The 7,234-nt window shown below is 64.9% G+C and carries 9 protein-coding genes; 4 read left to right on the forward strand and 5 right to left on the reverse strand.

The window, feature by feature from the left end; translation table 11 throughout:
- Positions 1–15 precede the first annotated feature (15 nt).
- Complete coding sequence (locus tag CHB96_RS19250; RefSeq protein WP_089249153.1) at positions 16–954, forward strand: SURF1 family cytochrome oxidase biogenesis protein; 939 nt, start codon at positions 16–18, stop codon at positions 952–954.
- On the opposite strand, the gene CHB96_RS19255 is transcribed toward CHB96_RS19250, so the two are convergent.
- The gene (locus CHB96_RS19255) at positions 895–1,911 is read right to left on the reverse strand and encodes a cobalamin biosynthesis protein (protein ID WP_245865881.1); all 1,017 of its coding nucleotides are present in this window, start codon (positions 1,909–1,911) and stop codon (positions 895–897) included. The genes CHB96_RS19250 and CHB96_RS19255 overlap by 60 nt on opposite strands.
- 318 nt (positions 1,912–2,229) lie before the next feature.
- On the opposite strand from CHB96_RS19255, the gene CHB96_RS19260 reads away from it, so the two are divergent.
- On the forward strand, positions 2,230–2,778 hold the full coding sequence (locus tag CHB96_RS19260; protein ID WP_089249155.1) for a permease: 549 nt from the start codon (positions 2,230–2,232) through the stop codon (positions 2,776–2,778).
- Between the two features lies 1 nt (position 2,779).
- Here the strand turns inward: CHB96_RS19260 and CHB96_RS19265 are convergent, their stop codons facing one another.
- The 3 genes from CHB96_RS19265 to CHB96_RS19275 all read right to left on the reverse strand — a co-directional run bounded on the left by CHB96_RS19265 (position 2,780) and on the right by CHB96_RS19275 (position 5,226).
- Positions 2,780–3,706, reverse strand: coding sequence for a YdcF family protein (locus CHB96_RS19265; protein ID WP_089249157.1), 927 nt, complete (start codon positions 3,704–3,706; stop codon positions 2,780–2,782).
- A 149-nt stretch (positions 3,707–3,855) separates the two neighbouring features.
- Positions 3,856–4,104, reverse strand: coding sequence for a hypothetical protein (locus tag CHB96_RS19270; protein ID WP_089249248.1), 249 nt, complete (start codon positions 4,102–4,104; stop codon positions 3,856–3,858).
- Between the two features lie 33 nt (positions 4,105–4,137).
- The gene (locus CHB96_RS19275; protein WP_089249159.1) at positions 4,138–5,226 is read right to left on the reverse strand and encodes a substrate-binding domain-containing protein; all 1,089 of its coding nucleotides are present in this window, start codon (positions 5,224–5,226) and stop codon (positions 4,138–4,140) included.
- Positions 5,227–5,336: 110 nt separating this feature from the next.
- Between CHB96_RS19275 and CHB96_RS19280 the strand changes: the two genes are divergently transcribed.
- Positions 5,337–5,789: a MarR family winged helix-turn-helix transcriptional regulator gene (locus CHB96_RS19280; RefSeq protein ID WP_089249161.1), complete on the forward strand. Its 453-nt coding sequence runs from the start codon at positions 5,337–5,339 to the stop codon at positions 5,787–5,789.
- Here CHB96_RS19280 and CHB96_RS19285 read toward each other — a convergent pair.
- Positions 5,783–6,676: a LysR family transcriptional regulator gene (locus CHB96_RS19285; protein ID WP_089249163.1), complete on the reverse strand. Its 894-nt coding sequence runs from the start codon at positions 6,674–6,676 to the stop codon at positions 5,783–5,785. The two genes, CHB96_RS19280 and CHB96_RS19285, sit on opposite strands and share 7 nt — an antisense overlap.
- A gap of 91 nt (positions 6,677–6,767) precedes the next feature.
- On the opposite strand from CHB96_RS19285, the gene CHB96_RS19290 reads away from it, so the two are divergent.
- A partial coding sequence (locus tag CHB96_RS19290) for an aldehyde dehydrogenase family protein (protein ID WP_371829035.1) occupies positions 6,768–7,234 on the forward strand: 467 nt, incomplete at its 3' end.

The following is a 7,234-nucleotide window of genomic DNA, read 5'->3' on the forward strand; positions in this document are numbered from 1 at the left end:
CGCTACCGTAGGGGTGTGCGAAGGCTGAGATTCCTGCTGCGACCGGGCTGGTTGGCGTTGGCGGTCGTCGTCGTGGCGTTCGCCTTCATGTGCTTCTACGTGCTCGCGCCGTGGCAGCTGGGCAAGAACACCTCGACGTCACACCGCAACGATCTGATCGAGCAATCCGTGAACGCCGACCCGGTACCGATCTCGCAGGTCGTCGATGCGGACGGCTTCGCGCCCGACGACGAATGGCGACGCGTCGTCGCCGAAGGCTCGTACGTTCCGGACTCCGATGTTCTCGTCCGGCTCCGAGTGATCCGGGATCAGCCCGCCTACGAGGTCATCACGCCCTTTCAGGTGCAGGACGGTCCGGTCGTCCTGGTCAATCGCGGCTACGTTCTGCCCGTCCAGGGCACCGCGCCACCGGAGATCGATCCAGCGCCGACAGGCCCGATCACCTTGGACGCGAGACTACGTGTCTCCGAAGGCAGCTCGCGGCAGCCGATCGAAGAAGCGGGACACCTGCAGGTCTACAACATCGCTCCACAGCAGATCGGTCCGGCCGTCGGCATCGATCCGATCGACGGCTATCTGCAGCTCGACGACGGCCAACCCGGCGGACTCGGGCTGATCGAGTTGCCACAGACCGACGCCGGACCGTACCTGTCCTACGGGCTCCAATGGCTCGCGTTCGGCATCATGGCTCCCCTCGGCCTCGCGTACTTCGTCAGGGCCGAGTGGCGCGAGCGTCGCAAAGCGAAGGCACAGGACATCGCCGACGCGGCCCCGCCAACACCGACCGAACCCGCGGCACCGGAAGAACCTGTCGCCGAGCCGCGAGCCCAGGAACCCGAGTTCACTCTGCCGACGCGCAAGGAACGCCGCACGGCGAAGAAGTCGAAGGAACAGTCAGCCGTGCGCTCGGCGAACGACGTGCGCCTGGCCGACCGCTACGGCAAGAATCGCTGACGCGGCAGTCGCCGAACTCTGAACCAGTGTCGACAAGCGAGCGGCGCGACCGATGTCCGACGCCGTCGGCTCGCGTCCGGTGCCCAGAGTCGGCCGGATCTCGACGCCGTGCGCGTACTCGGTCCGCCCACCCAGACGTATCCCGAGTGCTCCTGCGGCCGTCGCTTCGGCGACGCCCGCGTTGGGACTGGGGTGCCGCGACGCGTCGTGACGCCAGGCCCGGACCGAATCCGCTGCACGTCCGCCGACTGCTGGTGCGAGGAGAACGGTCAGCAACCCGGTCAGTCGTGCCGGCACGATGTTCACGACGTCGTCGAGACGTGCCGCGAACCATCCGAACCGTCGATATCGCGGCGACTTATAGCCGATCATCGCGTCCAGCGTGTTGACGGCGCGATAGCCGAGAATTCCGGGTACGCCGGCGGCAGCGCCCCAGAACACGACGCCGACGGTGGCGTCGGATGTGTTCTCCGCGACCGATTCCACGGATGCGCGTGCGATCCCGGCCTCGTCCAGAACGCTGGGGTCACGGCCGCACAACGACGGAAGCAGTTCCCGTGCGGCTCCGAGGTCACCGTCTTCGAGGTGTCGCGCCATGCGGGTTCCGGTATGAGCAAGAGACGTACCCCCGAGTGCGGCCCACGTTGCGGCTGCGACGAGTGCCGTCTCCGCGAGCACTCCACTACGTCGAACGAGGCCGGTTGCCACAGCGCCGATCCCGACACTGCCGCCGACGAGCACCGTCACGTGAACGACCCCCGCAATCCTGCTGTCCCGATACGTTCGTCGTTCGAGCCGGCCGGCGAACTGGCCGAAGCCCGCTACCGGGTGATATCGGCGTGGGTCGCCGACAGCTCGATCGAGCGCGAGGCCCAGCAACAAGCCGGTGGCACGTGAACGATTGCGCCGCTTGTTCATACGCTCGAACATAGCGAAGTCGGAACGAGCCCCTGTCATGGCGTATGCCTTTCGACACACGCCATCACAGGATCGACGCCGGGCTCAGGACCAGCGCGAGCGGTACACGGCTCTCATCTGCCGATTGTTGAAATTCAAGTCTCTGCCGGAATCGAGTAGGGCCATTGCCAGACCCACGAAGCCGACCGCTCCCATCAAGAACATCGTCATGATTACCCCCTGGAGATACGCCGTACGACCCGCGGACGGGCCGAAGTGATCTTGATTGTTACCGACGGATACACATAAATGAACGAGGATGAGGGGGCCGTCACATGTGGCGACTGTCACGAGAGCGACGCCGCTAGGATTCTGGGCATGACCGCCGACGGCACCTCCCCCGCACCGACCGATTCCGGCAGGCCCTCCTGGGTCACGAAGGCCGTGGTGATCGCAGTCGGGGCCGTGGCGTTGGTGATCGCCTACTTCGCGTTGGCGGCGTTCGTTCCTCGGTGGTGGGGCATCCGGATGTCGCAACTGGCCGATCAGACGTTCACCAAGGGAATTCTGTGGGGACTCGCCTTCGGCATCGTCTGCACGCTCGTCCCACTTCTACTGTTCTTCGCGGCTTTCTCGGTGCGCAAGCGGCGGGGTGGAAAGGTCACCGCGATAGTGGCGGTCGTGCTTGCCGTCGCCGTCGCCGTCCCCAACCTGATGACGCTGTCGATCGTGCTGGGCAACGGCAACGCGGCGCTGGCTGCGGCACAGAACATGAACACCGGCGCCCCCGGCTTCCGCGGCGCAACGGCTCTCGGCGCGATCGTCGCCGTAGCCGTTTTCGTGCTTCTCGCCATCGTCATCGTGCGCGGTCGGCGCCGACGCGCACAGAAGCGCCTCGACCGGGTCGCCGCTCCCCCGGCCGCCTGACCTACGGGTACGTACGCGGAATACCGACGACCTTCGTCGCGTCGACGGTGATTCCCAATCGCGAGTCCGGCCCGAGCGCCGGGACGTCGGGCACCGTCGCCGGGTCGGGACTGATCGCACCGATCACGTTCGATCCGGCGATGACGAAGTTCGAAGTGGACCGCCGGATGTGGTTCGTCGACGTGGCGAGTACGACGCTCTGCGCGTCGAGACTCGCCAGAATCGGCTGAGACAGCTGAGCGTTCTGCACGGTCGAGTTGGCCTTGTTCTCGACGTGAACGCGTTCCGCCGCAATGCCGTTGTCCACGAGCCACTCTCGCATGGCGTCGGCTTCGGCGATGCCGTTCTGCGGGTTTCCGCCGGTGACGACGACGGGAGACTCGGGGGCTGCTTTCGCCGCTGCAGCGGCGCCTGTCAGTCGATCGACGAGCTCGCCGCGCATCGATCCATCCCCTTCGAGACCGAACCCGAGCACGACGATGGCGGTGCGTGGGCCGTCGTAGACGGGTGCGTAGTCGATCGGAGATTCTGCCGACGCCGCGATGATGCCGAGCGCGCGTTCGACGGCCGCATGCAGTTCCGTGTCGAGTGCGCCCAGCCGAACCAGTGCGTCGTCCCGACCTTGCTGGTCACCGGACGCGTTGCGATAGAACGCTTGTAGCGCAGGGACGTTCGCATCCTGGGGAGCAGCCAGCGTCAATGCGTCGAGCGCTGCGAGGCCGACGTCGTAGTTCCCCTTGACGAGGTTGTCCTGCGCCGAGTTGTAGAGCGCCGGGGTCGCGGGTTCCGCGATCGACTCGATGATCGAACGAGGGTCGACGGGCGCGGGTGCCGGTTCGGCGCTCGCGACGCCACCGGAGGCCAGGATCGTGGCGGTCGACAACGCGGTAGCTACACCGATCTTCGTGCGGGACAGGCTGATTCGCACAGCACGTCCTTCCTTCAGACGACGGAGGTCGCCTAGAGGGTACCCGATATGTGACTGATGTGGCCAGTGTTACGCAAGTTACACAGATGTAATTCCATTCTCACCGAACGTGCACCGCGCCAACACTTCTCGATCGAAGCAAGTAGCGGTCAGGGCACCACGGGCGCCTTGCCGCCGTCGTATGGCTCGATGGTCACCTGCTCCTCGGGCGCGAACTCGACACCTTCGATGTCCTCCCCGCGCGTCACGGTCACGACGACTGCCAGACCGTCCTGCGCGACGGATTCGATGCGTCCGATCGGCTCTCCACCGGTATCGACAAGCTGATAGTCACCGACCACGACCAGCAATTCCTCCGCCGCCACCGTGCGCCGCCCACCGAAGTCTTCTACAGTCATGCCCACCACCGTAGACGGCATCGGCAACTTCCGTCAGGAACGACGACGCGGCGTGATCCGAGTGAGAACGTCGAAATCGACCTCGCCCGCTTTGGCCAGGTAGATCGGTTGTGTCACATGACCGTTCGCCATGGCGAGATGACCCCGGGCGCCGTCGTACGAGAAGTCCTGAGCAACCGATTCGAGCGCTGCGACCTCGGCCGATCCTGCCCGGTCGACGAGTTCGCCGAGCATCGTGATCCCTTCGTAGCAGGACTGCCCGAGAGAACCGACGATCGGTGCGTCGACCCCGAACCGCGACGAGAACCGTCCGGAGAAGTCGAGACTCTCGGACGTCCCGAGAGTTTCGAAATAGCCGGACGAGACGTACAGCTCACGGATGTTCTCCGCTCCGGTCGCCAGCAGCATGTTCTCGTCCATCAACGGGCTCAGACGAACGCATCGACGATCCAGACCGGTCGCCGCGAACGCTTGATGGAACGCGACCGCGTCGTCGCCCAGCAGAAGCACGACGACGCCGTCGCATCCCGATTGTTCGATGCCCGACACCGTGCGCGAGTAGTCGACGGTGCCGATCGGCCGATAGTCGCCGAACACCACCGAAGCCCCGATCGAGTGCAGGTGTTCGGTGACGATCGCGGCGGTCTTGCGTGGCCACACATAGTCGTTTCCGACGACGGCCCACTGCCTACGCCCCATCTCGTCGACCATGACGTCGAGAGCCGGAACGATCTGCGCCGACGGCGTCTCGCCTGTCACGAACAGCCCTGGATAGCGATCACCGCCCTCGTACAGCGACGTGTAGACGTACGGAATTCGATTGGTGGTGATCGGGATCAGCGCACGCCGAACTGCGGACGTGTGCAGTCCTGCGACCGCGTCGAGGGCACCGGCGTCGAGAAGGTCTCGGATATCGGCGGCGACGACAGCCGGATCGCGCCCACCGTCGATCGGCAGCAGTTCGACACGTCGGCCGAGTATCCCATCGGTGGCGTTCAACTCCTCCTGGGCAAGTTGCGCCGACAGTTCGCTGGACGGACCGACGAGGCCGAACGAACCGGACATCGGAAACACGATGCCGACGGTGAACGTCGGATCGCCGTCGCTGCGCGTCGTCATCATTCGGTCGGTGCACCTACCCATGTCTTGCCCCGCGTCGACCTCGTCGCGAGGCGAGAAAGTCGCCTAGACTCCACGAAGAAGAACCCCTTCATGATAGGAGTGCGACAAGCGTGAGCCTTCCCGAACGCCCCGATCGCGCTCTGGACACCGACCGGCTGGTGGCGTCCGTGGACAGAATCGTCAGCGAGCGTATGCGGGCAGTACTCGCACCGGCACACGTGGAACTCGAGGAATGGCGAGTTCTGAGCTTGTTGTCCGACGGCGACGGGCACACGATGGCCGAGACCGCCGATTTCGCGTTGCTCCCGCCTCCGACTCTGACGAAGGTCGTCAATCGCCTCGTCGCCAACAACTTGGTTCATCGACGGTCGGGCACGGTCGACAGGCGTCAGGTGCTGATCAGGAACACCGCCCGCGGCCAGCAGAAGTACGACGCGTTGGCCGGCGAGATCGAGGCCGTACATCGCCGATTGTTCGGCGCCGACTCCGACCGCGAACTTCTCGAAGGACTTCTCGCAGCGGTGCACCACACCGCCTCCGCCGACGATCGAGTCGATCACTGACCCGTCTGCAGGTGGGGCGCGTCGGCGACGATGGACCGCAGCAATTCGTCGACGGCCTTCACCCGCGCCAACGACGTCAACTCGCGGGGCACGGCCACCCAGTACGTGCGGTCGATCGAGAAGTGTTCGGGCAGAACGCGAACGAGCGTGTCGTCGGGTTCCCCGATGTAGCTGGGTAGCGGCGCGATGCCCAGACTGTTCCTCGCTGCGAGCCAGTGACCGGTGATGTTGTTGGTTTGAATCTGCGCGCGACCGTCCGCGAGGATGGAATCCAGGATTCGTAGCGGCGCCACGTCGAGAAGCGCACCGACGTACCAGATCAACGTGTGGGTGCGTAGGTCTTCGATCGTCGAGATCGCGGCGGTGTTCGCCAGATACTCCTCGGTGGCGTAGAGGTGCAGTGAGTAGGTCGCCAACTTGCGGAAGGACACGAGCCGCGCCGACGGCTGCTCGAGGGTGATGGCGACGTCGAACTCGCGTGTGTTCAAAGAATTGTGCTCGGTGGCGGTCACCAACTCGACGTCGAGGTCCGGATGCCGGTGGCGCAGCTTGGTGAGGTTCGGCGTCAGTACGAAGGCGCCGAATCCGTCGGGCGCGGCGATCCGCACCGAACCGGTCAGCGAGCCCACCGTCGACGTCTGGTCCTCGAATGCCGCGATGAGCGCCGACTCGACGGTTTCCGCGTAGCCGACGAGCCGGTCGCCTGCGTCGGTCAGCCGCCACCCGCTGGGAGTCCGATCGAACAAGCGTTGTCCCGCAAGCTTTTCCAAGCTGGTGATGCGGCGGCCGACGGTGGTGTGGTCGACGCCGAGCGCTTTGGATGCATCGACCAAGCGCCCGTGGCGGGACACTTCGAGGAAGAAGCGAAGGTGGTCGGCGGTGAACATGACGCCAGAGTATCAGTGCGTGCAAATATGCACGCCATAGTGCGATTTTGGTCTTTGACAGGGGCAACATTGCCAACGAGACTGGTATCACATCTCGAGCGAAGGAACTTCTGTGACGACTATTGCGCACTGGTTGGACAACAAGGAATACGCCGGCACCTCCGGCAACACCGCACCGGTCATTAACCCCGCCACCGGCGAAGTCACCGGACAACTCGCGTTGGCGAACCTCGACGACGCCCGCACCGTCATCGACGCCGCCGCAGCCGCCTTCCCCGCCTGGCGCGACACGTCGCTGGCCAAGCGCGTCCAGGTCCTCTTCAAATTCCGCGAACTCTTGAACGAGCGCAAGGGCGAACTCGCCGAAATCATCACCGCCGAACACGGCAAAGTCCTCTCCGACGCACTCGGTGAAATCTCCCGCGGCCAAGAAGTCGTCGAATTCGCCTGCGGCATCCCGCACCTGCTCAAGGGCGGCTTCACCGAAAACGCCTCCACCAAAGTCGACGTCTACTCCATCCGCCAACCCCTCGGACCCGTCGGCATCATCTCCCCCTT

It is taken from the genome of Rhodococcoides kyotonense, from assembly GCF_900188125.1.
GTDB lineage: Bacteria > Actinomycetota > Actinomycetes > Mycobacteriales > Mycobacteriaceae > Rhodococcoides > Rhodococcoides kyotonense.